This window comes from Thermobrachium celere DSM 8682 (assembly GCF_000430995.1).
GTDB classification, from domain to species: Bacteria; Bacillota; Clostridia; order Clostridiales; family Caloramatoraceae; genus Thermobrachium; species Thermobrachium celere.
Genome location: NZ_HF952018.1, coordinates 123928 through 146122 on the forward strand (window position 1 = coordinate 123928; position 22195 = coordinate 146122).

At 32.6% G+C, this 22195-nt stretch carries 26 protein-coding genes; all 26 read left to right on the forward strand.

Annotated elements, in window-relative coordinates; genetic code table 11:
* Window positions 1-2: 2 nt before the first annotated feature.
* The 26 genes from cobM to TCEL_RS01365 all read left to right on the forward strand — a co-directional run bounded on the left by cobM (window position 3) and on the right by TCEL_RS01365 (window position 22070).
* Window positions 3-755 (forward strand): precorrin-4 C(11)-methyltransferase, encoded by a 753-nt coding sequence (gene cobM / locus TCEL_RS01240; RefSeq protein ID WP_018660312.1) that lies wholly within the window; start codon window positions 3-5, stop codon window positions 753-755.
* On the forward strand, window positions 752-1696 hold the full coding sequence (gene cbiG, locus TCEL_RS01245; protein ID WP_018660314.1) for a cobalt-precorrin 5A hydrolase: 945 nt from the start codon (window positions 752-754) through the stop codon (window positions 1694-1696). Before cobM ends, cbiG begins: the two co-directional genes overlap by 4 nt.
* Window position 1697: 1 nt before the next feature.
* Complete coding sequence (gene cobJ / locus TCEL_RS01250) at window positions 1698-2417, forward strand: precorrin-3B C(17)-methyltransferase (protein ID WP_018660315.1); 720 nt, start codon at window positions 1698-1700, stop codon at window positions 2415-2417.
* Window positions 2414-3139 (forward strand): precorrin-6A reductase, encoded by a 726-nt coding sequence (gene cobK, locus TCEL_RS01255; RefSeq protein ID WP_018660316.1) that lies wholly within the window; start codon window positions 2414-2416, stop codon window positions 3137-3139. The genes cobJ and cobK overlap by 4 nt, the downstream gene beginning before the upstream one ends.
* On the forward strand, window positions 3136-4305 hold the full coding sequence (gene hemA, locus TCEL_RS01260) for a glutamyl-tRNA reductase (RefSeq protein ID WP_018660317.1): 1170 nt from the start codon (window positions 3136-3138) through the stop codon (window positions 4303-4305). The genes cobK and hemA overlap by 4 nt, the downstream gene beginning before the upstream one ends.
* Window positions 4269-4892: an NAD(P)-dependent oxidoreductase gene (locus tag TCEL_RS01265; protein WP_018660318.1), complete on the forward strand. Its 624-nt coding sequence runs from the start codon at window positions 4269-4271 to the stop codon at window positions 4890-4892. The genes hemA and TCEL_RS01265 overlap by 37 nt, the downstream gene beginning before the upstream one ends.
* Complete coding sequence (hemC, locus tag TCEL_RS01270) at window positions 4885-5748, forward strand: hydroxymethylbilane synthase (protein WP_018660319.1); 864 nt, start codon at window positions 4885-4887, stop codon at window positions 5746-5748. Before TCEL_RS01265 ends, hemC begins: the two co-directional genes overlap by 8 nt.
* A 9-nt stretch (window positions 5749-5757) precedes the next feature.
* The gene (cobA, locus tag TCEL_RS01275; RefSeq protein WP_018660320.1) at window positions 5758-7218 is read left to right on the forward strand and encodes a uroporphyrinogen-III C-methyltransferase; all 1461 of its coding nucleotides are present in this window, start codon (window positions 5758-5760) and stop codon (window positions 7216-7218) included.
* Window positions 7208-8173 (forward strand): porphobilinogen synthase, encoded by a 966-nt coding sequence (gene hemB / locus TCEL_RS01280; protein ID WP_018660322.1) that lies wholly within the window; start codon window positions 7208-7210, stop codon window positions 8171-8173. The genes cobA and hemB overlap by 11 nt, the downstream gene beginning before the upstream one ends.
* A gap of 10 nt (window positions 8174-8183) precedes the next feature.
* Entirely contained in the window at window positions 8184-9449 is a 1266-nt protein-coding gene (gene hemL, locus TCEL_RS01285; RefSeq protein WP_018660324.1) for a glutamate-1-semialdehyde 2,1-aminomutase, read from the forward strand.
* A gap of 164 nt (window positions 9450-9613) precedes the next feature.
* On the forward strand, window positions 9614-10504 hold the full coding sequence (locus TCEL_RS01290) for a DUF1385 domain-containing protein (RefSeq protein WP_018660325.1): 891 nt from the start codon (window positions 9614-9616) through the stop codon (window positions 10502-10504).
* 1 nt (window position 10505) lies between these two features.
* Window positions 10506-11348: a peptide chain release factor N(5)-glutamine methyltransferase gene (prmC, locus tag TCEL_RS01295; RefSeq protein WP_018660327.1), complete on the forward strand. Its 843-nt coding sequence runs from the start codon at window positions 10506-10508 to the stop codon at window positions 11346-11348.
* Window position 11349: 1 nt separating this feature from the next.
* On the forward strand, window positions 11350-11880 hold the full coding sequence (locus tag TCEL_RS01300) for a chromate transporter (protein ID WP_018660329.1): 531 nt from the start codon (window positions 11350-11352) through the stop codon (window positions 11878-11880).
* Entirely contained in the window at window positions 11870-12382 is a 513-nt protein-coding gene (locus TCEL_RS01305) for a chromate transporter (protein ID WP_018660331.1), read from the forward strand. The genes TCEL_RS01300 and TCEL_RS01305 overlap by 11 nt, the downstream gene beginning before the upstream one ends.
* An 85-nt stretch (window positions 12383-12467) precedes the next feature.
* Window positions 12468-13541 carry a peptide chain release factor 1 gene (prfA, locus tag TCEL_RS01310; RefSeq protein ID WP_018660333.1) on the forward strand — a complete coding sequence of 358 codons (1074 nt, stop codon included), beginning with the start codon at window positions 12468-12470 and terminating at the stop codon, window positions 13539-13541.
* Between the two features lie 45 nt (window positions 13542-13586).
* Window positions 13587-13964 (forward strand): hypothetical protein, encoded by a 378-nt coding sequence (locus TCEL_RS01315; RefSeq protein ID WP_040683705.1) that lies wholly within the window; start codon window positions 13587-13589, stop codon window positions 13962-13964.
* A 25-nt stretch (window positions 13965-13989) separates the two neighbouring features.
* Entirely contained in the window at window positions 13990-14601 is a 612-nt protein-coding gene (locus TCEL_RS01320; protein WP_018660336.1) for a hypothetical protein, read from the forward strand.
* A gap of 32 nt (window positions 14602-14633) precedes the next feature.
* Window positions 14634-15365, forward strand: coding sequence for a ZIP family metal transporter (locus TCEL_RS01325; protein WP_018660337.1), 732 nt, complete (start codon window positions 14634-14636; stop codon window positions 15363-15365).
* A 14-nt stretch (window positions 15366-15379) separates the two neighbouring features.
* Entirely contained in the window at window positions 15380-16423 is a 1044-nt protein-coding gene (locus tag TCEL_RS01330; protein ID WP_018660339.1) for an L-threonylcarbamoyladenylate synthase, read from the forward strand.
* Window positions 16424-16432: 9 nt separating this feature from the next.
* Complete coding sequence (locus TCEL_RS01335; RefSeq protein WP_018660341.1) at window positions 16433-16879, forward strand: low molecular weight protein arginine phosphatase; 447 nt, start codon at window positions 16433-16435, stop codon at window positions 16877-16879.
* Window positions 16880-16940: 61 nt separating this feature from the next.
* Window positions 16941-17390, forward strand: coding sequence for a ribose 5-phosphate isomerase B (rpiB, locus tag TCEL_RS01340; protein ID WP_018660342.1), 450 nt, complete (start codon window positions 16941-16943; stop codon window positions 17388-17390).
* 19 nt (window positions 17391-17409) lie between these two features.
* Window positions 17410-18042 (forward strand): uracil phosphoribosyltransferase, encoded by a 633-nt coding sequence (upp, locus tag TCEL_RS01345; RefSeq protein WP_018660344.1) that lies wholly within the window; start codon window positions 17410-17412, stop codon window positions 18040-18042.
* Between the two features lie 8 nt (window positions 18043-18050).
* Window positions 18051-18497 carry a deoxycytidylate deaminase gene (locus TCEL_RS01350; RefSeq protein ID WP_018660345.1) on the forward strand — a complete coding sequence of 149 codons (447 nt, stop codon included), beginning with the start codon at window positions 18051-18053 and terminating at the stop codon, window positions 18495-18497.
* 119 nt (window positions 18498-18616) lie between these two features.
* On the forward strand, window positions 18617-19642 hold the full coding sequence (locus TCEL_RS01355; protein WP_018660347.1) for a glycosyltransferase family 4 protein: 1026 nt from the start codon (window positions 18617-18619) through the stop codon (window positions 19640-19642).
* A 4-nt stretch (window positions 19643-19646) separates the two neighbouring features.
* On the forward strand, window positions 19647-20798 hold the full coding sequence (gene wecB, locus TCEL_RS01360; RefSeq protein WP_018660349.1) for a non-hydrolyzing UDP-N-acetylglucosamine 2-epimerase: 1152 nt from the start codon (window positions 19647-19649) through the stop codon (window positions 20796-20798).
* An 84-nt stretch (window positions 20799-20882) separates the two neighbouring features.
* Complete coding sequence (locus tag TCEL_RS01365) at window positions 20883-22070, forward strand: acetyl-CoA C-acetyltransferase (RefSeq protein ID WP_018660352.1); 1188 nt, start codon at window positions 20883-20885, stop codon at window positions 22068-22070.
* The last annotated feature ends 125 nt before the right edge of the window (window positions 22071-22195 follow it).

Here is a 22195-nt window from a genome sequence, read left to right on the forward strand (position 1 = left end):
TTATGGTTTATTTTATAGGTGCAGGACCTGGAGATGTAGATTTAATTACAGTAAAGGGTAGAAAACTTTTACAAGAGGCAGATGTAGTTGTATATGCAGGTTCTTTAGTTTCCACAGAACATTTAAACTTCTGTAAAGAAGATGTTGAATTTTATGATAGTTCATCTATGAATTTAGATGAAATAACTCAGGTTATATATAACGCTTATAAAAAGGGTAAAAAGGTTGTTAGGCTTCATACAGGAGATCCTACTATATATGGTGCTATACTTGAGCAGATGAGGGAACTTGATAAGTTGAATATTCCCTATGAGGTTGTTCCAGGGGTATCCTCCTTTACTGCAAGCTGTGCAAGGATAAAGAGGGAGTTTACAGTTCCTGATGTTACTCAAACAGTTATCCTAACAAGAATTTCAGGTAGAACCTATGTACCAGAAGAGGAGGATTTAGAAGGTTTAGCAGCTCACAAATCTTCAATGGCAATATTTTTATCTGTACACGATATAGATAGGGTTGTTGAAAAATTAAAAAGAGGTTATAAAGATGAAAATGTACCCTGTGCAGTTGTATATAAGGCAACTTGGCAGGATGAGAAGGTCATTATTGGAACATTAAAGGATATTGCAGAAAAAGTTAAGGAGAAAAACATAAAAAAGACTGCCCAGATATTGGTGGGATATTTTTTAGATGACTGTGGTACCTATAGCAAATTATATGACAAAAAATTTAGTCACGAATTTAGGGATGCACTATGATTAGCATTATATATTTTACAAGCTATGGAGAGAAGATTGCCTATAGATTAAAGGATTATTTTAATGAAGTTTGTTTATATAATAAAAGCACCTATAGAGATAATTTAAAAGAAATATTTAAAAATTCAAGGGCTGTAATTTTTATATCCTCAACAGGAATAGCTGTAAGATTAGTAGCTAAATTTTTAAAATCAAAGTATGAAGACCCTGCAGTAATTGTAATAGATGATGGGGCAAATTTTGTAATAAGCCTACTTTCTGGGCATATAGGCGGTGCTAATGAACTTTGTAAAAATGTAGCAAATATATTGAAGGCAACACCAGTTATAACAACTTCAACAGATATACATAATATTGATTCAGTTGATGTATTTGCAAAGAAAAAAGGTATGGTTATTGAAAATAAGGAAAGTTTAAAGCTCATTTCCTCGGCAATGATAGAGGAAGAAAAGATAGATTTGATTAAGGATGTAGAAGTTGAATATGATTATATAAATAAATGTAAGGATGCAGATATTGCTCTTTATATAACCTATAAAATGGTTAAAGATAAAAGGCCACATTTAATATTAAGGCCTAAGGTTTTAAATGTTGGAATTGGTTTAAAAAGAGGAATAAGCATTGATACCCTTTATGACGTGCTCAACACAGCCTTTATAAAAAATGATTTAAGTATAAATTCTATAAAACAGATTGCAAGTTTTGAACTTAAGAAGGAGGAAGAAGCACTTTGGGGGCTTAAAGAAAGATTAAAGGTACCTCTTATTTTCTTTACAAAAGATGAGATAAATAGGATAGATTGTGAAAGAGATGATTTTGTATATAAAAGCGTAGGTGTTAATGCTGTTTCAGAACCCTGTGCAAGGCTACTTGGAGGTAGACTTATCGTAAAGAAGTTTAAAAAGGATGGAATAACAATATCAGTTTGTCTGGAGGAGTAGTATGGGAAAAATTTATGTAGTTTCAATTTCATCTGGCAATATTTTAGATATGTCTAAGAGGGCTATGGATGCAATTAAAGACTCTGATATAGTTGTTGGATATACAGGATATATAAGCCTAATAGAAGAGTTAATAAGGGAAAAGGAAGTTTATTCAAATTCTATGAAGGGGGAAATAGAAAGGTGTAAATATGCTATAAACAAGGCAAGAGAAGGTAAAAGGGTTTCGATTATAAGTTCAGGTGATGCATGTCTTTATGGTATGGCAGGGCCAATATATGAGATGGCAGATGGTGTAGAAGTTGAATATATACCAGGTATAACAGCTGCTTTTTTGGCAGCTTCTCAACTTGGTGCACCAATAATGCATGATATGTGTACAATTAGCTTAAGTGACCTATTAACTCCCTTTGATGTAATAGAGAGGCGAATTAAATTAGCTGCAGAGGCTGACTTTGTGATTGCACTATATAATCCTAAAAGTTTAGGAAGGATTAATCATCTTGAATATGCTATGAATATTATTAGGCTCTATAGAAGGGATAGTACTCCAGTTGGTATTGTTAAAAATGCCCTACGACAAAATCAAGAGGTTATCATTTCAAACATAAGGAATATGAATTATGATTTCATTGATATGTCAACTGTAATTATAGTAGGAAATAGCCAAACCTATATAAAAAATGGATATATGATAACACCAAGGGGGTACAGGTTTTGATATGGATTATAGGTGGAACATCTGAAACGAGAATATTGCTTGAAGGGATAGAAAGGGATTATATATTAACGGTTGCTACATTAGATGGGAAAAGAGAATATGAAAAGTATAATCCTATTGTTTTAAGGCTTGGGTTTGAGGATATGCTTGATTTTATAGAAAAAAACAAGATAGATGTTGTTGTTGATATTTCACATCCCTATGCCAAAAATGTAAGCAAAAATGCAAAGGAGGCCTGTAGGGTTAAAAATATACCTTATTTAAGATACGAAAGAGACAGGGTTGATTTGAAGGGATGCATTGTTTTTAGGGATTATTATGAATGTAATAATTTTATAAAAACAAAGAAGGGAACCTTTTTGTTTACAATAGGTTCTAAGAATATTCATATATTTGAGAAGGATAGAGGAGATAGAAGGTATATATATAGGATTTTACCTTCTGTTGAAGGAATAAATGAATGTATGAAACAAAACATTGAACTTGATAGAATAATTGCAATAAAGGGCCCCTTTTCTGTGGAGTTTAATATGGCAATTTTGAAGGAATATAAGGCTGATTATATAATTATGAAAAATAGTGGAGTGCTAGGTGGCACGATTGAAAAGATAAGGGCAGCACAAAATTTAGGTGTTATTCCACTTGTTATTGATAGGGAGGAGGCTATTGGTCTTAATATTGAAGATATATTGAAAATAATAAATAAGGGGGCGATTATATGATTTATATGATTGGAATTTCTAAGGATGTTCCCCTTGATATAAGACAGAAATTGTCCTTTACAAAAAGTAGGCATAAAGAAATTCTTTTTAATATTAAACAAATTGTAGATGGCTGTGTTTTACTTTTAACCTGTAATAGAACTGAAGTTTACATAGAGGGTGAAAAGAAGATAGACGAGATAATAGAAGTTTTAGGTTTTAATGATTTTAAAGAAATCCTTTTTATAAAAGAAGAAAAGGAGTGTGTATTACATCTATTAAATGTAGCCTGTGGTTTTGATTCAAAGATATTAGGCGAAGAACAAATATTAGGTCAGATAAGGGATGCATTGACTTTATCGGAGGAATTGAAGACGGTTAGTGGTACATTAAAGAGGTTGTTTGATGTGGCACTATCCTGTGGTAAGGAGTTTAGAACAAAAAGTAGCTTAAATAGATATCCTGTATCATCTTCTTCAATTGTGGTTAATTATTGTAAAAAACAAGGATTAAGAAGGTATATGCTACTTGGTTTTGGTGATGTAAATAAACTTACAGCAAAATATATTCTTTCATCAAACTTTGATGTTTTATATATTGCAGTAAGGGATATTGAAAAGGTTGATATAGAGGATAGTAGGGTAAACATAATAAATTTCAAGGATAAAGATAAATACATAAAGGATGTTGAAGGTATTATTGCAGCAACTTCTGCACCTCATATTGTTTTAAAAAAAGAAGAGTTAAAGGAGTTTAGAGGATATATATTTGATTTAGCAGTTCCAAGGGATGTTGAAGATGTGAGTGATATAAAGGATATAGTTTATTTTGATATAGATACTATAACATCAATAAACGATGAAAATAAAGATAAAAGAAAAAGAGTGATGGAGGAAAATAGATTTATTATAGACAAACATCTAGAGGAATTTATGAATTATCTTAATACAAGGTGTCTTTCTGATGTAATAAAAAAGCTTCAAAATAGTTCAGATAGGGTTTATAAAAGGAGACTAAAGACGTACTTAAATAAATATCCAAAATGTGATTTTGAGACATTGGAAGTTTTATTTAAAAGTACTTCTGATGCCTATGTAAATAGAGCTATAGAGGTGCTAAAACAAGAATATCTAGAGGGAAGAGGAGAAGAATGTTTAAGGATAGTGGAGAAGATATTTATGATTTAAATTCAGGTTTTTTGGGAATTTATGTAGATAGGATAAGGGTTTTAATAGTAGGTGGTGGAAGGGTTGGATATTTAAAGGCCAAAGGACTTTTAAATCAAGGAATTATACCAGATGTTATGTCAAGGGATTTTATTGATGATTTTAACAGATTAAATATAAATTTGATTAAAGATGAAGCTACTATAGATTTATTGAGTAAATATCATTTTATAGTGGTTGCGGTTAAGGAATATAAAGATTTAAAAAATATGCTTGATAAACTAAACAAGCTATATATTATATGTTCAGATAAAGAAGAGGGAAATAGTTTTATGCCTGCTATTTCCAAAAATAAAGGTTTTACTATGGCCATTACATCAAACGGAAGTCCAAAGGGAGCAGTTTTTTTAAGGGATAAGCTTCTTAAAATTGCGTTTAGGTATGAAGATTTTTTATATGATATGAGGAAGATACGAGAAGAGGTTAAAAAAAGAGAAGATAAGGAAAAAATACTTGATTTTATATATAGCGATGATTTTTATTTTTTTTATCTAAAGAAGAAACATAAATTGGTTTTAAATATGTTCTTTGGAGGTTTTTATGATTAGAGTAGCAACAAGAAAAAGTACACTTGCACAAGTTCAGGCAGATACAATAATTGATTTGATAAAAGAAAAGTTAAATATAGAGGCAAAAAAGGTTTTATATACTACAAAGGGTGATATGATACTTGATAAAACTTTAGATAAAGTTGGTGGAAAGGGACTTTTTACAAAGGATATAGAATATGCACTTTTAAAGGGAGAGGCAGATTGTGCAGTACATAGTATGAAGGATGTCCCCTTTGATTTAGGAGAGGAATTTCAAATAATTGCAACACCCGTTAGAGAGGATGCAAGGGATGCCTTTGTTTCAATAAGTGGACAAAGTTTTTATGAACTTAGAAAGGGAGCAAGAATAGGTACAAGCAGTAGAAGAAGAGCTATGCAGCTTTTAAGTTTAAGAGGAGATTTAGAGATTGTACCAATAAGAGGGAATGTAGAAACAAGAATAAAAAAGATAGAGGAGGAAGAACTAGATGGAGTAGTCCTTGCGGCTGCAGGACTTAAGAGGCTAAATCTTGATGCAATAATTACTGATTATTTTGATGTAGATGAGTTTATTCCAGCAGCAAACCAAGGAATTTTAGGTGTTGAAATTTTGAGGAATAGCTCATACAAAGAAACATTATCAAAGATAGATAATGAGGATGTTCATTTTTGTTGTAGGGTAGAAAAATATATAATGAAGCTATTAAATGGAGGGTGCCATAGTGCCTCTTGTGCCTATGCAAGATTAGAAAAAGATAGAATCTATATTGTTGCTGCAAATGAAGTTTCAGGAGTTTTAAAAAAGAGTAGTATTGAGGGACATAAGGATGATTATATGAACTTATGTAATAGATTAGTCCAAAAAATATCTTAGGAGGATATTATGGGAAAGGTTTATTTAATAGGTGCAGGACCTGGAGATGAGGAATTATTAACATTAAAGGCAGTTAATAAAATTAAAGAGGCTGATGTAATTTTGTATGATAATCTTATAAATACTAATATATTAAGTTATGCAAAGGATGGTGCTAAATTAGTCTTTTGCGGTAAAAGGGCAGGTAAACACTATAAAACTCAAGAGGAAATAAATGATTTAATAGTAGAGTATGCAAAAAAAGGATTGAGGGTTGTTAGACTTAAAGGTGGTGACCCATATATTTTTGGTAGAGGAGGAGAAGAGGTCCTAAGGCTATTTAGAGAGGATATAGATTTTGAAGTAGTATCTGGAGTTACATCTGCTATTTCTGCTCTAAATTATGCAGGTATCCCAGCTACCTATAGGGGAATAGCACAATCTTTTCATATTTTAACTGCAAGAAGTGAGAAGGAACTTAAATTAGATTTTAGTATTATTTCAAAGTTAGAAGGGACATTGGTGTTCTTAATGGGATTTAGGGAGATAGATATGATTTGCAAAAAATTAATTGAAAATGGTAAGTCAAAAGAGACTCCCTGTGCTGTTATAGAGAGTGGTACAACAAGTAGACAGAGGGTATGTTGTGGTGTGCTTAATGATATAACAGATAAAATTAAAGAACAAAATATTGGAACTCCTGCAATATTTGTAGTTGGAGATGTTGTAAGGTTTAGGGACAAACTTAATTGGTATGAAAAAAAACCTCTGTTTGGTAAAAGAGTATGTATAACTCGCCCAAAGAAACAGATGAGTGAACTTAAAAACAAGATATTAGAACTTGGTGGAGAGGTTTTAGAACTCCCTACAATCAAAATAATAAAGATAGAGGGAGCTTTAGATAGATATATAGATAAATTAGATAAATATAATTTTGTTATTTTTACAAGTGTAAATGGTGTTGATATTTTCTTTGATGATTTAATTGAAAGAGAAATTGATATACGAACTATTAAAGCAAAGGTATATGCAATAGGTGAAAAAACTAAGGAGCAATTAAAAAGAAGAGGTATTGTTGCAGCCTGTGGAGATGAATATACTCAAGAGGGTTTATTTGAAAAGATTAGGTTAGAAGTAAAGAAGGGCGATAAAGTATTAATTCCAAGAGCAAAGGGAGCAAGAGATTTTTTAATAGATGCATTAAAAAATATTGGAGTTGAAGTAGATGAAGTTTGTATTTATGAGTCAGGTTTAGAAATAGAGAGAGCGCATGTAGATTGTGATATATATACCTTTGCAAGTCCTTCAACAGTTAAAAATTTTATAAAACTATATGGTAAAGATGTTTTAAAAAATAAAAAAATAGTTGCAATTGGCCCTATAACAAGGGATGAACTTAGAAGAGAAGGATTTTCTGCAGAAATACCAAGAAAATATACGGTAGACGGAATAATAGAGACTATTTTAGGAGGTTATGAGGATGATTTATAGAACAAGAAGAACAAGAATAAATGAAAACATAAGGTCAATAGTTAGGGAGACGGTTTTAAATATTGAAGACTTGATTTATCCAATATTTGTTGTTGAAGGTGAAGGTATAAAAGAGGAGATACCTTCGCTGGAGGGAAATTTTAGATATTCTGTAGACAAGCTAGATGAAATAATAAAGGAGATAGAAGAGCTAGGTATAAGGGGAGTATTGATATTTGGAGTTCCAAAGTATAAAGATGAGTTTGGAACTTCAGCCTATGTTGAAGATGGTATAGTTCAGAAGGCAGTTAGAAGAATTAAAGAAATTTCAAATTTATTTGTAATAACTGATGTATGTATGTGTCAATATACAAGTCACGGACATTGTGGAATTATTAAAAATGAGTATGTTGATAACGATTCTACCTTAGAATATATAGCAAAGATAGCACTCTCCCACGCAAAGGCAGGAGCTGATATGGTTGCACCTTCTGATATGATGGATGGAAGGGTAAAGGCCATTAGATCATTACTAGATGAAAATGGTTTTAAAAATGTTGGTATTATGTCCTATTCTGCAAAATATGCATCAAGCTTCTATGGTCCCTTTAGAGAAGCTGCAGATTCAAAACCACAGTTTGGAGATAGAAGGAGCTATCAGATGGATTATGGCAATATAAGGGAGGCTATGAGGGAAATAGAATATGATATAGAAGAAGGAGCTGATATTGTTATGGTAAAGCCAGCCCTTTCTTATCTTGATGTTATAAGATGGACAAGGGATAGGTTTAACCATCCAATAGCAGCCTATAATGTTAGTGGAGAGTATGCAATGGTAAAGGCTGCAGCAAAAATGGGATATATTGATGAGGAAAAGATAGTTTTTGAAATATTAACGTCTATTAAAAGAGCGGGAGCCGACATTATAATAACCTATCATGCACTTGATGTAGCAAGAAGATTAAAGAGTAGATAGGAGGATTATTATGCATAACTTAGATATATTTAATGAATCTAAAAGGTATATGCCAGGTGGGGTTAACAGTCCAGTTAGAGCCTTTACAGGTTTTAATATAAATCCGCCAGTTATAAAAAGTGGTAAAGGTGCTTACATATATGATGAAGAAGGCAAAAAATATATTGATTTTGTTTTAGCTTGGGGACCTATGATTTTAGGACACAGCGATGAGGAGGTCGTAGAGGAAGCTATTAAAACATTAAGGGAGGCTCAAGCCTTTGGTGCACCTACCTATCTAGAGTTGGAGCTTGCTAAACTAATTTGTGATACCTATGGAATAGATATGATTAGAATGGTAAATTCAGGTACAGAAGCTACAATGAGCGCTATAAAGCTGGCACGAGGATATACAAATCGAGATAAGGTGGTTAAATTTTCTGGGTGCTATCACGGACATTTTGATGGTTTTTTAGTTGCAGCAGGTTCAGGTGTTATGACTGAAAATATACCAGGAAGCGCAGGGGTTCCAAAGGATAGCATTAAAAATACTATAATTGCAAATTACAATGATATAGACAGTGTAAAGGAAATTTTTGAAAAGTTAGGAGAGGATATTGCTTGTGTAATTGTTGAGCCTGTTGCAGGTAATATGGGGGTTGTTCCAGCAACAAGGGAGTTTTTAGAGTTTTTAAGAGAGGTAACAAAAAAGTATGGTTCACTTCTTATATTTGATGAGGTCATGACGGGATTTAGGGTTGCACTTGGAGGTGCGAAGGAAGTCTATGGCATAGAACCAGATTTGGTTACCTTTGCAAAGATAATTGGAGGAGGACTCCCCTGTGGAGCCTATGGTGGAAAGAAAGAAATTATGGAGATGCTATCTCCAATAGGTCCTGTTTATCAGGCTGGAACAATGTCAGGGAATCCAGTTGTAATGTCCATGGGAGTTGCTACATTAAGAAAGTTAATAAACAATAAATATTATTATGAACAGCTTGAACTTCTATCAAGTTATATGCAGAGGGAGATAGAATTAATATTAAATAATAGGGGTATTTCTTTTGTTATAAATAGATGTGCTTCAATGATGACTGTTTTCTTTACTGAAGATACCACTATAAAAAACTATGAAGATGCAAAAAGATGCAATGTAGATTTCTACAGAAGATATGCTGAACATATGATTACAAATGGAATTTATATATCCCCATCCCAGTTTGAAGCTATGTTTTTATCGGTTAAGCATACTAAGGAGGACATAGATAGGTTTTTAGATGTATTAAGAAGGTTCTAATAAGGTGAAATGCCTTATTAGAACCTTTGCTATATAGCTAAAGATGTTATAAAATCTTTTTATTTTTTTGTTTTATAGACATTTATATTTATGTTTGATATAAATATATATAAGGATTTTATTTTGTAATTTATAAATTAATTTTAAAAATCTGGAGGTTTAAAATGCAGGTTGGTGGACAAGCAGTAATAGAGGGCGTAATGATGAGGGCAAAGGATAAAATGGCAGTTGCAGTGAGAAGGCCAGATGGTGAGATAGAGGTTAATGTTGAAAACATAGAACCCTTATATAAAAAATATAAAATACTTTCTCTTCCATTTATACGTGGGGCTGCTGCTATGATTGAATCTTTAGTAGTAGGAATAAAAACTCTTCAATATTCAGCTTCCTTCTATGAAGAGGAAGAGGATAAGAGTAGGTTTGAAAAATACCTTGATGAAAAGTTTAAGGGAAAATCGGAAAATATAATAATGAGCCTAACACTTTTCACATCCTTTGCCTTTGCAATATTTTTATTTGTGCTTTTGCCTACATTTGCAGCTAACTTTTTTAAAACAAAAATACAGAATAGTATATATATAAATCTGTTTGAAGGCCTGTTGAGGCTAATAATATTTCTAATATATATCTATCTAATTAGCAAAATGGAGGATATAAGAAGGGTTTTTGAATACCATGGTGCAGAACATAAAAGTGTCTTTTGCTATGAGGCAGGATTACCTCTTACTGTTGAGAATGTTTCAAAGTTTTCAACCCTTCATCCAAGGTGTGGAACAAACTTCCTTTTAATAGTTATGTTAATAAGTATATTTATTTTTAGCTTTTTTGGATGGCCTAATATTGTTGTTAGAATAGTTTCAAGGATAATTTTAATACCTGTTGTTGCAGGCATATCCTATGAGATAATAAAGTGGCTTGGAAAATCAAACACAGGCTTATCAAGGGCTCTTGCATATCCAGGGCTTATGCTCCAAAAACTTACAACAAGAGAGCCAGATGAAAAGCAAATAGAGGTGGCAATAGCTGCATTAAAAGCTGCTATAGGGGAGGAATAATATGACTATTTTAGAGGCAATAAGATATGGAATAGAAAATATAAGTTCAGATACACCTCAGCTTGATGCTGAGGTTCTTTTAAGCCATGCATTAGGAAAAGATAGATTATATTTAATAATCCATAGAGATGATGAGCTAGATATAGATGTATTAGATAAGTATAAAGTATATATAGAGAGAAGAAGTAAGGGAGAACCCGTTGCCTATATAATAAACAAAAGGGAATTCTATGGATATGAATTCTATGTTGAAAAGGGGGTTTTAATACCACGTCCAGATACAGAGATACTTGTTGAGGAGGTTATAAAAAGAAGCAGAGAATTAAAAAATCCTATAATAGTAGATGTTGGATGTGGAAGTGGTGCAATTTCTATTACATTAGCAAAGGAAATAGAAGGAAGCACAGTTTATGCGCTAGATTTGATGGAGACACCTATAAAGGTTACAAAAATAAATGCTAAAAGGCTTGGGGTAGAAGATAGGGTGAAAGTTTTAAAAAGTGATGTTTTTGAAAGCTTACCAAAGGAATTAGAAGGTAATGTTGATATTGTGGTTTCAAATCCTCCATATATAAAGGATGAGGTAATCCCTACATTAATGGTAGATGTAAAGGATTATGAACCATATGAAGCACTATCTGGTGGAGAGGATGGGCTTAAATTTTACAGAAGGATTTCTAATGATGCATTGAGATTTCTAAAAAAGGATGGTTTAATTGCCTTTGAAATAGGTTATGATCAAAGGGATGATTTATTTAATATACTTTCAAAGGATTATAAAGATATAGAATGCATAAAGGATTTGGCAGGACTTGATAGGGTTATAGTTGCAAGGAGGGGGTAGAATGTTATTTGAGCTTTTTATGTCCTTTGCAAAAATAGGGGCCTTTACATTAGGCGGAGGCTATGCAATGGTTCCTCTAATTCAAGAGGAGGTTGTTGAGAAAAAGAAATGGATAGATAGGGAAGAGTTTTTAGATATACTTGCAGTTTCTCAATCTACCCCTGGAGCACTTGCTATTAATATGTCTGTATATATAGGATATAGACTTAGGGGAGTTTTAGGTTCTATATTTGCTGCCCTTGGTTGTGTCCTCCCATCCTTTTTATCTATTATATTTATTGCAGCGTTTCTTACAAATTTCCTAGATTATAAATATGTAAAAAAATTCTTTCAAGGTGCAGGACCTGCAGTTGCAGCACTAATTTTATATTCGGCAGCAAAGATAGGAAAGACAAAAAAATTTAAGTGGTACTATTACATTATAACTATTCTTACAGTAATACTAATGTTTTTTAAAGTTGATCCTATTATAATAATTTTATCTTCTGCTGTTTTAGGGATATTTATAAGGGGGGAGAAGGATGGCGTTTAGGCTATTTTTAATATTTTTTAAGATAGGTGCCTTTTCAATAGGTGGAGGATATGCTATGCTTCCCTTTATTGAAAGGGAATTTATAGGAAGAGGATTTTTGACTATGAAGGAGTTTTCAGATATTCTTGCCATATCCCAAATGACTCCTGGACCTATTGCAATAAATTCTGCAACATTTATAGGTTATAAAATGGCTGGAGTTTTTGGAAGTATAATGGCAACACTTGGTGTAGTTTCTCCCTCCTTTATTATGATTTTAGTTATAGCAGCTTTTCTTAAGAAGTTCTACGAAAAGGAAGGTGTAAAAAGGGCCTTTAATGGGATAAGGCCAGCAGTTCTTGGACTTTTAATATATGCTTCTTTTTCAATATTTAGGAGCAATGTAACAAGTATAAAGGATGTAGTTTTATATGTTTTATCTCTTATTCTTCTTATGTATTTTAAACTGGACACAATTTTAGTCTTAATACTTTGTGGAATAGCTGGAATATTTTTATTTTAATAATATTTTTGTTGCATGAGGTAAAATTCATTGTTAAAATAAATTAGGTATATTATAAATTATACTAAAGTATGGAGTGATAACTATGTTGCATAAATTAGATTTTATTGAAGAAAAATATGAAGAGTTATCTAAAAAGATAGCAGACCCAGAGGTTATAGCCGACAATACTCTATTTCAAAAGCTTTGTAAAGAACACAGTTCAATGGAACCAATTGTTTTAAAGTATAGGGAATATAAGGATATTCAAAAGAGGCTTAAAGAAGATAAGGAAATGCTTCAAGAGGGCGGCCTAGATGACGAAATGGAACAACTTGTTAAAGAAGAGATAAAGGAACTTGAGGACAAGATTGAAGTTGTTGAGAAGGAATTAAAAATACTTCTACTTCCAAAGGATCCTAATGATGATAAGAACGTTATAATGGAAATTAGAGCAGGTGCAGGTGGAGAAGAGGCGGCACTATTTGCTGGTGATCTATTTAGAATGTACACAAGATATGCAGAAAGACATAACTTTAAAGTAGAAGTTATGTCAGCAAATGAAACGGGAATAGGTGGATATAAGGAAGTTATATTCATGATAAAAGGACAGGGTGCCTACAGCAGATTAAAATATGAAAGTGGGGTACACCGTGTTCAAAGAGTTCCACAAACAGAATCAGGTGGAAGAATTCATACATCAACTGCAACAGTTGCAGTTTTACCAGAAGTTGAGGATGTTGAAGTTGAAATCAATCCAAATGATTTAAGAATTGATGTGTATCGTTCATCTGGACATGGTGGACAAAACGTTAACACAACTGACTCAGCAGTTAGAATTACACACCTTCCAACTGGTATAGTTGTAACTTGTCAAGATGAAAAGTCTCAGATAAAAAACAGAGAAAAGGCGATGAAGGTTTTAAGAGCAAGACTTTATGAGATGGAACTACAAAAGCAGCAGAGCCAAATTGCTGAGGAAAGAAAGAGCCAAGTTGGAACAGGAGAGAGAAGTGAAAAGATAAGAACTTATAACTTCCCACAAAGTAGAATTACAGACCACAGAATAGGACTTACAATATATAAATTTGATGCATTCTTAGATGGAGAAATAGATGAAATGATTGATGCATTAATTACAAATGATCAAGCAGAAAAACTAAAGGCTGCAGGAGAATAGGCATGCTAATTAGCATGCCCAAATTTTTAATTTAGGGGTGAAACAATGAAAAGATACATGGCAAATAGAGCTTTGTATATGATTTTTCCCTTATTCGTACTTTCAGTAATATTTTCATATATTTTAGTTCTTTATAGAAGAAGTTATATGTACATAAATTATATAAATATAGGCTTTGATTTACTTGTACTACTTTTTTATTTAAGAAGATTTTGTTTGGAGATCAGTATGGACAGCAAAGGAATAAATTTCAAAGGAGCTTTATTTAGGAGAAGGGTGTATAATGAGGATTATATAGGTTTAGTTCAATCTAACTTTCTAACAGTTGTAAAAACAAAGGCAGGAAGTTTCTATATACTTACCACCAAAAATGGACGAAATATATTAAAGGATATGTTTAAAACTATTAATAAAGGGGAATGACTGCCAATAGAGGGGTGGTAAGTAAATGAAAATAAAGAAGAAGCTAGCAAAGGAAAGGTCAAAGCTAAAACGAAGCGTGTTTTTTTCAATATTGCTTATGGTTATTATGTTATATCTTGTGCTTGTTTTAGATGATCAAGGTTATTTTGTGGGTTTAGAGAGGACACTTATATATGCCAATTTATATATAATTGAATTTCTTTTTATAGTTTATATGTTTAGGCTCTACATTGAATCAACCTTTGATGTAATATTTAAGCAGGATAGAATAAAAATAATTAAGTTTTTTAGCCAAAGTGTAAACATCCCCTTTGATAATATAGTTTTTGTTGATGTTATTGAAAAATATCAGGATGATTTCTATATTTTAATTTTGCTTGATAAAATGAAGCGTTCAAAGTCCCTAATTTTATTTGATAAACAATTTGCATTAAATCATAATGAATATTTAAAGAGTTATAAAGAGGCTTCGACAATCTATGGCAGAGAAAAATTCTATTGTTATATAATAAAGCTTGGAGGAGCAAAAAAGTATTTTTATCTTTATAAGCTTTATAAGACGTGTTATAGAGCAGAATTTACTGATACAGCTATAAAATATATAAAAAGAGTTATAGAAGAATACAACCTTTCATAGAATTAATAGGAAGAATTTTAAGGAGAGGTTGTATGGATTCTAGGCTACATATTACTCTGTTTGCAACATTATGTTGTATGTTTGGTACTTCCTTTGGAGGACTTCTTACTGTATTATTTAGAAAGACAAATAATATTATAATGTCTGCCATTATGGGAATAGCAGGTGGTTTAATGCTTTCGGTGGTTACATTTGATTTGATACCTGAGGCTATACAAATGGCAGGTTTTAATGTAGTTCTTTTAGGAATAATTTTGGGAGTGCTATTTATTTCTATACTAGATATGTTACTACCCTATAGTAAGTTTATTAAAAGGTATGGTAAGGGTATAAAAATAGCACTTCTTCTTGCTTTAGGACTTGCTGCACATAATTTTCCAGAAGGACTTGCAATAGGTTCAGGATTTAGAGGAAGCAAAAGTTTAGGATATGAAATAGCATTTGTTATTGCGATGCATGATATTCCAGAGGGAGCAGCTGTTGCAGCCCCTTTACTAAATTCAAGTTTGTCAAAATTTAAGATAATATTATTTACAGCATTAACAGCAATACCAACAGCCTTAGGTGCTTATATTGGAGCCTATATTGGAGAGATTGAAAAAAACTTTATAGCTTTATCATTAGGTTTTGCGTCAGGAACTATGCTGTACATTGTAGTAGGAGAATTGATACCAGAGAGTAAAGAGAATTACAGAGGAATACTATCAACTTTATCAATTATAATAGGATTTATAATAGGTTTTATATTAATTACCATAATTTAATGGAGGCGAATGCTTTGGATACAAAGGTTTATTATTTGGATGAACATCAGGATGAAAAGATAAGGGAGGCAGCTGAGGTTATAAAAAGAGGTGGGTTAGTTGTTTTCCCAACAGAGACAGTATATGGGCTCGGAGCAAATGCATTAGATGAAGAAGCTTGTAGAAAAATATTTATAGCAAAGGGGAGACCTCAGGATAATCCTCTAATTGTGCATGTTGCAGATTTTGATATATCAGACTATGTAGAATATATACCTGAAAATGCAAAGAAAATTATGGAAAATTTTTGGCCAGGTCCTATCACTATGGTTTTAAAAAAGAGTAGTAAAATTCCTATGCTTGTTACAGCAAATTTAGATAGTGTCGCAATTAGAATGCCTTCTAATAAAGTTGCAAGAAAGCTTATCGAATATTCAGGTGTTCCAATAGCGGCACCAAGTGCCAATATATCAGGAAGACCTAGTCCAACTACAATCGAACATGCTATAGAAGATTTAATGGGTAGGGTTGACATGATAATTGGAGGAGAAAAATGTGAGTTTGGACTTGAATCCACTGTAGTTGAGGTTTTAAATGATAAGGTGACAATATTAAGACCGGGTGCTATTACAAAGGATATGCTTGAGGATATAGGGCTTACAGTAGATATAGATCCAGCTATATTAAAGAGGCCAGATGAAAATTTAAAACCAAAGTCACCAGGAATGAAATATAGACATTATGCTCCAAAGGCAGAAATGACAATAGTAACAGGAAGAATTGATAGAGCTGTTGACTATATAAACTATAAGATAAAGGAAATGAAGAGCAAGGGTAAAGTTGTAGGAGTTCTTGCAACTGAAGAAACAAAGCAGCTTTATGAAGGTGGATATATTATTTCAGTAGGAAGTAGAAACAAATTAGGGCTAATTGCAGCAAATCTATTTGACACATTAAGAGAATTTGATAAAATAAATGTAGATTATATATATGCAGAAGGGTTTGAAGAAGAAGGATTAGGACTTGCTATTATGAATAGAATGAAAAAGGCTGCATCATATAATATAATAAATGTGTAGGAGGTACGTATGAAGTTACTATTTGTGTGCACTGGTAATACATGTAGAAGCTGTATGGCTGAGGGTATTGCAAAGAAGAAGGCAGAAGAACTAAATATGAATATAGAAATATCATCTGCTGGTATTTACGCAACAAATGGTGCCTCTTGCTCTTTAAATGCAGCGCTTGTTATGGAAGAAATGGGGATAAATATAAGAAATCACCTTTCAAGACAACTTACGCATGAACTTTTAGAAAATTCAGATTTAGTTCTTACTATGACCAGGGCACATAAAGATATGATACTTTCATACTATCCTTCATTTTCAAACAAGGTGTATACTCTTTTTGAATATATTGGGAAAAGTGGCGATATTGTAGACCCATTTGGTGGAGATATTGAAACTTATAGGGCTTGTGCTAATGAAATTAAACAAGCCATAGACATTTTATTCGATAAATTAAAGGAAAGTTAAGGCTTTCTAGCCTTTTACTTTCCTTTTTTGTTATATAATTTTTGAAAAAGGAGGAATACCAATGAAGATTGCTTTAGGATGTGACCATGGAGGATATAATTTAAAACAAGCTATATTAGAACACTTAGAGAAGAAAGGTATTGAATATAAGGATTTTGGATGTTATTCAATTGAATCATGTGATTATCCTGATTTTGCAGAAAAGGTTGCTGAGGCAATAGTAAGAGGAGAATATGACTGTGGTATATTAGTTTGTGGAACAGGAATAGGAATTTCAATAGCTGCAAATAAGGTTCCAGGAATTAGAGCAGCGCATTGTACAGATACATTTAGTGCAAAGGCAGCTAAGCAACACAATAATGCAAATATATTAGCCCTTGGTGAAAGGATTACAGGAGTTGGACTTGCACTTGATATAGTTGATGCATATTTAGAAGCTGAATTTGAAGGTGGAAGACATCAAAGAAGAATAGATAAGATAGCAGAGATAGAAAAGAAATATTCAAAATAAATTTATAAGGAGGATATCAATGGATAAGAGAGTTACTGTTATTGATCACCCGCTAATTCAACACAAACTATCAATAATGAGAGATGTAAACACAGGTTCAAAAGATTTTAGAGAGCTTCTTGAAGAAATATCAATGCTTATGTGTTATGAAGTTACAAGAAACTTTCAACTAGAAGAGGTTGAAATAGAAACTCCTATTTGCAAAACAAAGGCAAAAATGCTAACAGGAAAGAAGGTTGCAATTGTACCAATTTTAAGAGCTGGTCTTGGAATGGTTGATGGTATGCTTAAGCTAATTCCAGCTGCAAAGGTTGGACATATTGGACTTTATCGTGATCCAAATACTCTAAAGCCTGTTGAATACTACTGCAAACTTCCAAGCGACATAGAGGAGAGAGAAATAATAGTAACTGACCCAATGCTTGCAACTGGTGGTTCAGCTGCTGATGCTATAAAGCTTTTAAAGGATAAGGGAGCAAAAAACATAAAGCTTATGTGTTTAATTGCTGCACCAGAGGGAATTAAGGCTGTTTTAGAAGCTCATCCAGACATTGAAATTTATGTTGCAAATATAGATGAGTATTTAAATGATCATGGATATATAGTTCCAGGACTTGGTGATGCTGGAGATAGAATATTTGGTACAAAGTAGGTGCACATATGAGACCAAGCTGGGATGAATATTTTATGGAAATTGCAAATACGGTTAAAAAGCGTTCGACTTGTTTAAGAAGGCAGGTTGGAGCAGTAATAGTAAAGGATAATAGAATACTTACGACAGGGTACAACGGTGTTCCACCTAAGATGAGACATTGTCTTGATATTGGATGCTTAAGGCAAGAGCTTAATATACCTTCAGGTCAAAGGCATGAACTTTGTAGAGCTTTACATGCCGAGCAAAATGCCATAATACAAGCAGCAAAGTATGGCATATCCATAGAGGGTGCAACCATTTATGTAACAGCACAGCCATGTATTATATGTGCAAAGCAGATTATAGCATCTGGAATAAAGAAAATAGTTTTTTCAGGAGATTATCCAGATGAGTTTTCACTTGAGATGATAAAGGAATCAGGAATAGAAATAGTTAGATTTAATCAGCTGTAAAACGATTTAGTTTTACAGCTGATTTTATTATTTAACAAAATTCATGGATTTTTAATTATTAAATTTATAAATTTGTGGTAAAATGTTTATGGTATGTTAAATATGAGGAGTGTATACAAATGAAATATTTATACATGTTCATACTTGCAGCGTTATTATCCTTTATTTTAACTCCACTTGCCAAGAAAATTGCCTATAGATTGAAGGCTATAGATGTACCAAAGGATGATAGAAGGTTACATAAAAAACCAATCCCTAGATTAGGAGGACTTGCAATTTTTTTATCCTTTTTAATAGTATCAATATGTTATGTTGGAAGACAAGAAGATTTGGATGGTATATTAATAGGTGCAACCATAATTGTTATTATGGGAATTATAGATGATAAAAAGGAGCTCAAACCAAAGGTAAAGCTTATTTTTCAAATATTGGCCAGCTTAATTTTAATAGCATTTGGAATAAAGGTTAATTATATAACAATACCACTGCTACCTGGAACAGGATCCTTTTATGTTGGGTGGCTTGGGATACCAATAACAGTACTTTGGGTTGTTGGAATAACAAATGCTGTAAATCTAATTGATGGTTTAGATGGATTAGCCTGTGGCGTATGTAGTATAGCTGCACTTTCTCTTTTTGGAGTGTCAATGATAAGTGGAAGGGTGACGGCAGGAATTTTATCCTTAATATTATCAGGAGCTTGTTTAGGATTTTTATATTACAACTTCAATCCTGCAAGTATTTTCATGGGAGATACTGGTTCGCAGTTTTTAGGCTTCACTCTTGCAGCTATTTCCATACAAGGTGCTATAAAGTCAGCAGCTGCTGTTGCTGTGGCAGTTCCTATATTGGCACTTGGATTACCTATATATGATACATTATTTGCTATGATTAGGAGAAAGATAAATAATAGACCTATAATGGAAGCTGATAAGGGACACCTACATCATAGACTCCTTGCATTAGGATATAGTCAAAGACAGGTAGCAATAATTTTATACATAGTAAGTGGTATATTTGGAGTAACATCAATTTTAGCAATGTCAGTATCAACTAAAAAATCGTATTTAATTTTGATGATAGTTTGTACACTTGTATTGGCCTTTGCAACTGAACTAGGATTACTAAAAAAGACGAAGAGGTGATTAAATGTTAAAGGTAATGACTATATTTGGAACAAGACCAGAGGCAATAAAAATGGCACCACTTGTTAAAGAACTAGAGAAAAGAGAAAATATTGAATCAATTGTTTGTGTAACAGCACAGCACAGACAGATGCTAGATCAAGTTTTAGAGCTTTTTGAAATCACTCCTGATTATGATTTAAATATAATGAAGGAGAGGCAAAGTTTAACATCAATTACAACAGGTGTACTTGAGGGATTAGATGAACTATTTAAGACAGTAAAGCCTGATATAGTTTTAGTACATGGAGATACAACTACTACTTTTGCAGGAAGCCTTGCAGCATTCTATAACAAGATTAAAATTGGACATGTTGAAGCTGGACTTAGAACCTTTGATAAGTATTTTCCTTTCCCAGAGGAAATTAATAGAAAGCTAACTGGTGCTTTAGCAGACTTACATTTTGCACCAACTCCAAGATCAAAACAAAATTTATTAAATGAAGGAGTAAAAGAAGAGGATATATTTATAACAGGTAACACAGTAATAGATGCATTAGAGGAAACTGTATGTGAAGACTATGTATTTGAAAATGAAGTATTAAACAACATAGATTTTAAAAATAGAAAAGTTATTATGGTTACTGCTCATAGAAGAGAAAATTGGGGTGAACCTTTAGAAAACATATGCAGAGCTTTTAAAAGGCTTGTAGAGACATATAAAGATGTTGAAATTGTATATTTAGTACATTTAAACCCAGTCGTAAGAGAGACAGTATACAGCATTTTAGATGGTGTTGAGAGGGTACATTTACTTCCTCCACTTGATACAAAGGAAACACATAATTTAATGAATAGATGTTATATGGTTATGACAGACTCAGGAGGACTTCAGGAAGAGGCACCACACCTTGGAAAACCAGTTTTAGTTTTAAGGGATGTAACTGAACGTCCAGAGGCTGTTGAAGCAGGAACTGTTAAGGTTATAGGTACAGATGAAGAAAAAGTATTTAATGAAGCAGCTTTATTAATTGAAGATAGTTCTGCATATAAGAATATGGCAAATGCAGTTAATCCATATGGAGATGGTCATGCTTCAAGAAGAATAGTAGATGCAATACTTTATTATTTTGGATTAAAAGAAGATAGACCAGATGAGTTTATAATACACAAATAGTTAATTATTTAGCAAATATATACAATACCCCTATTAATGTGCTATAATATTTCAAGAATATTTGCACAAATAGGGGGTTTTTTTATGAGAGAGGTTTATATAGTTGGAGCCTGTAGAACACCTATAGGAAGTTTTTTAGGCAGCTTGAAGGATTTAGATGCAACAAAGTTAGGTAGTATAGTGGTTAAAGAGGCAATAAGAAGAGCAAATATTAATAAAGATGACATAAGTGAAGTTATAATGGGTAATGTACTACAAGCAGGGTTAGGTCAAAATCCTGCAAGGCAATCTGCGATATATGCAGGTTTAAATATTGAAATACCTTCAATGACAATAAATAAAGTTTGTGGTTCAGGACTTAGAGCAGTAAGTTTAGCAGCACAGACAATTATGACAGGGGATAATGAAGTTGTTGTTGCAGGTGGTATGGAAAGCATGTCAAATGCACCATATCTTGTGAAAGGATTAAGACAGGGATTGAAAATGGGAAGTCAAGAGTTAATAGATTCAATGATTTTTGATGGCTTAACTGATATCTACAATGGATATCATATGGGTATTACAGCAGAGAATTTAGTAGAAATGTATGGTATAACAAGAGAAGAGCAGGATAGATTTGCAGAGGAGTCACAAAGAAGGGCAGCAAAAGCAAGAAGAGAAGGAAAGTTTAAAGATGAAATAGTGGAGGTTGAAATACCTCAGAAAAAAGGAGATCCAATTATATTTAGTGAAGATGAGTATATAAAGGAAGATACTACTTATGAGAAGTTAAGTAAACTTAAGCCAGCCTTTAAAAAGGATGGAACAGTTACAGCAGGAAATTCATCAGGTATTAATGATGGAGCTGCGGCTTTAGTACTTGCAAGTTATGAATACGTTAAAAAGAACAATTTAAAACCTATAGCAAGGATAGTCTCCTATGCTTCAAGTGGTGTAGATCCTAAAATTATGGGTATAGGTCCAGTTCCTGCTACAAAACTTGCTTTAAAGAAGGCTGGTCTTAATATAGAGGATATTGATTTAGTTGAAGCAAATGAGGCCTTTGCTGCACAGGCTCTATCAGTACTTAAGGAATTAAAATTTGATCCAGCAATAGTTAATGTAAATGGAGGAGCTATTGCATTAGGTCATCCAATAGGTGCATCAGGGGCTAGAATATTAGTAACGCTTTTATATGAAATGGTTAGGAGAAAATCAAAGTATGGTCTTGCAACACTATGCATAGGTGGTGGAATGGGAACAGCATTAATTGTAGAAAACTGCGAGATTTAGAGAATAAATAAGAAAAAATAGGGTTAAATTGGGCTGTATAGTCTAATTTAACTCTATATAATTTAAAAAAAACATTGAATTTTATTTTTTAAGTGATAAAATAAATTTCGTTAAGGTCATCTGAC

Coding starts and splice junctions, on each gene's coding strand:
- cobM (WP_018660312.1), top strand. CDS start 3: ATGGTTTATTTTATAGGTGCAGGACCTGGAGATGTAGATTTAATTACA.
- prfA (WP_018660333.1), top strand. CDS start 12,468: ATGTTGCATAAATTAGATTTTATTGAAGAAAAATATGAAGAGTTATCT.
- hemC (WP_018660319.1), top strand. CDS start 4,885: ATGATTAGAGTAGCAACAAGAAAAAGTACACTTGCACAAGTTCAGGCA.
- TCEL_RS01325 (WP_018660337.1), top strand. CDS start 14,634: ATGGATTCTAGGCTACATATTACTCTGTTTGCAACATTATGTTGTATG.
- TCEL_RS01335 (WP_018660341.1), top strand. CDS start 16,433: ATGAAGTTACTATTTGTGTGCACTGGTAATACATGTAGAAGCTGTATG.
- hemA (WP_018660317.1), top strand. CDS start 3,136: ATGATTTATATGATTGGAATTTCTAAGGATGTTCCCCTTGATATAAGA.
- cobA (WP_018660320.1), top strand. CDS start 5,758: ATGGGAAAGGTTTATTTAATAGGTGCAGGACCTGGAGATGAGGAATTA.
- TCEL_RS01365 (WP_018660352.1), top strand. CDS start 20,883: ATGAGAGAGGTTTATATAGTTGGAGCCTGTAGAACACCTATAGGAAGT.
- TCEL_RS01265 (WP_018660318.1), top strand. CDS start 4,269: ATGTTTAAGGATAGTGGAGAAGATATTTATGATTTAAATTCAGGTTTT.
- wecB (WP_018660349.1), top strand. CDS start 19,647: ATGTTAAAGGTAATGACTATATTTGGAACAAGACCAGAGGCAATAAAA.
- TCEL_RS01320 (WP_018660336.1), top strand. CDS start 13,990: ATGAAAATAAAGAAGAAGCTAGCAAAGGAAAGGTCAAAGCTAAAACGA.
- hemB (WP_018660322.1), top strand. CDS start 7,208: ATGATTTATAGAACAAGAAGAACAAGAATAAATGAAAACATAAGGTCA.
- TCEL_RS01290 (WP_018660325.1), top strand. CDS start 9,614: ATGCAGGTTGGTGGACAAGCAGTAATAGAGGGCGTAATGATGAGGGCA.
- TCEL_RS01315 (WP_040683705.1), top strand. CDS start 13,587: ATGAAAAGATACATGGCAAATAGAGCTTTGTATATGATTTTTCCCTTA.
- TCEL_RS01305 (WP_018660331.1), top strand. CDS start 11,870: ATGGCGTTTAGGCTATTTTTAATATTTTTTAAGATAGGTGCCTTTTCA.
- hemL (WP_018660324.1), top strand. CDS start 8,184: ATGCATAACTTAGATATATTTAATGAATCTAAAAGGTATATGCCAGGT.
- cobJ (WP_018660315.1), top strand. CDS start 1,698: ATGGGAAAAATTTATGTAGTTTCAATTTCATCTGGCAATATTTTAGAT.
- rpiB (WP_018660342.1), top strand. CDS start 16,941: ATGAAGATTGCTTTAGGATGTGACCATGGAGGATATAATTTAAAACAA.
- prmC (WP_018660327.1), top strand. CDS start 10,506: ATGACTATTTTAGAGGCAATAAGATATGGAATAGAAAATATAAGTTCA.
- TCEL_RS01300 (WP_018660329.1), top strand. CDS start 11,350: ATGTTATTTGAGCTTTTTATGTCCTTTGCAAAAATAGGGGCCTTTACA.
- TCEL_RS01355 (WP_018660347.1), top strand. CDS start 18,617: ATGAAATATTTATACATGTTCATACTTGCAGCGTTATTATCCTTTATT.
- cbiG (WP_018660314.1), top strand. CDS start 752: ATGATTAGCATTATATATTTTACAAGCTATGGAGAGAAGATTGCCTAT.
- upp (WP_018660344.1), top strand. CDS start 17,410: ATGGATAAGAGAGTTACTGTTATTGATCACCCGCTAATTCAACACAAA.
- TCEL_RS01350 (WP_018660345.1), top strand. CDS start 18,051: ATGAGACCAAGCTGGGATGAATATTTTATGGAAATTGCAAATACGGTT.